Below are 1,849 nucleotides of genomic sequence, written 5' to 3'. Positions count from 1 at the left end.
GCTCGGCGGGCGCGCGGGCGGGACGTCCGCGGCCGTGCTGGGCGCCGTCGCGGCGGAGCTGCCCGACGACCTCGCCGAGCGGGACATGCTCGGCGACTCCGGGGCGAACGGGCTGGGTGCCGCGCTGGGCACCGCCGCGGTGCAGGGCTGCCCGCGCCCCGTGCGGCTCGCGCTGCTCGCGGGCGTCGTCGCGCTGACGGTCGCCTCGGAGAAGATCAGCTTCACCCAGGTCATCGCCCGCACGCCCGTGCTGCGCGAGGTCGACGCGTGGGGTCGGCGCCCCGCGGACGAGGTGCCCGCGCGGTGAGCCGCCGGGGCGTCCTGTCCGGTCTGGCGGGCGCCGCGGCCCTGATCTCGGTCGTGACGGTCGTGAGCCGTCTGCTGGGGTTCGTGCGCACGCTGGTCTTCACCGGCTCCGTGGGCGTCGCGACGGTCGGCGACGCCTACATCTGGGCCAACACGCTGCCGAACGTGCTGTTCGAGGTCGCCGCCGGTGGGGCGCTCGCGGGGGCCTTGATCCCGGTGATCGCGGGTCCGCTCGCGCGCGGGATGCGCGACGACGTGTCGCGGATCGCCTCGGCGATGCTCGGCTGGACCCTGGCGGGCCTGGTGCTGCTCGCGGCGCTGCTGGTCGCGCTGGCGGAGCCGCTGGCGGGGCTGGCGCGCGTCGGGGAGTCCGGGTCCGGGCACGACCTCGTGGTGTTCCTCATCCGGGTGTTCGCGGTGCAGCTGCCGTTCTACGGGCTCGCGGTGGTGCTGTCCGGCGTGCTGCAGGCGCAGCGGAAGTTCTTCTGGCCGGCCTTCGCGCCGGTGCTGTCCAGCCTCGTCGTCATCGGCACGTACCTGGGCTACGGCCGGGTGCTGGCGGCGGCGCGGGTGGACGCGGCGACGCCGGACGTCGGCGCGCTGCCGGACGGGGCCGCCGGGCTGCTCGCGTGGGGGACCACCGCGGGCGTCGTGGCGATGAGCGTCCCGCTGCTGGTGCCCGTGTGGCGCTCCGGCGTCCGGCTGCGGCCGGGGCTGCGGTTCCCGCCCGGGGTGGCGGCGCGGGCGCGCTCGCTCGCGCTCGCCGGGATCGGCGGGCTGGTGGCGCAGCAGCTCGCGGTGCTCGCGACGCTCCAGCTGTCGACGCGGTACGGCGGGGACGGCGCGCTGTCGGCCTACCAGCAGATGGTGCAGCCGGTGTACTTGCTGCCGTACGCGGTGCTGGCGGTGCCGCTGGCGACGAGCACGTTCCCGCGGCTCGCCGCGCGCGCGGCCGCCCCGGACCGCGCCGGGTACGCCCCGCTCGCGGCGCTCACCACCCGCGCGGTGCTGGTCGCGGGCGGCGTGGGGGCCGCGATGCTCGCCGCCGTCGCCCCGGCGGCCACGGCCGTCCTGCAGTCGGTCGGCAAGGGCGACTCCGAGCTCATCGGGTCCGTGGCGGTCGCGCAGACGCTGATCGCCCCCGGGCTGCTCGGCATGGGGCTGATCTTCCACGTCTCGCGCGCCCTGTACGCCCTGGAGCGGGGGCGCCTCGCCGTGCTCGCGGCCAGCAGCGGGTGGCTGACGGTCGTGGTCGCGTCCTGGGTCGCCTGCGCCGTGCTGGTGCCGGGCGCCCCGGACGGCCCCGCGACGCTGCGCGCCCTCGCGATCGGCAACTCGGTCGGCATGCTGGTCGCCGGTGCAGCGCTGGTGGCCGTGCTGCGAGCCGCCGCCGGGGCGGACGCCGTGCGCGGGCTCGGGCGGACGCTGCTCGTGCTCGTCGTCGCGGGGTCCGGGGCCGGGCTGCTCGGCCGGTGGACGGTCGACGCGGTGCAGGCCGTGGCCCACGGGCTGCCGGGAGCGCTCGCCGCCGCCGCGGGCGGGG

Annotated in this window: 1 protein-coding gene and 1 pseudogene; both read left to right on the top strand. The window is 78.1% G+C overall.

Translation table 11 applies throughout. From position 1 onward, the window contains the following. Positions 1-307: pseudogene (locus EBM89_RS20485) on the top strand (hypothetical protein); the annotation flags it as partial. Beyond that, a partial coding sequence (gene murJ / locus EBM89_RS20480; RefSeq protein WP_158609746.1) for a murein biosynthesis integral membrane protein MurJ occupies positions 304-1,849 on the top strand: 1,546 nt, incomplete at its 3' end. The pseudogene EBM89_RS20485 and the gene murJ, both read left to right, overlap by 4 nt.

It is taken from the genome of Cellulomonas triticagri (assembly GCF_003696205.1).
GTDB lineage: Bacteria > Actinomycetota > Actinomycetes > Actinomycetales > Cellulomonadaceae > Cellulomonas > Cellulomonas triticagri.
Note: the sequence above shows the minus strand (reverse complement) of the source record. Positions and strands in the feature narration are given on the sequence as shown.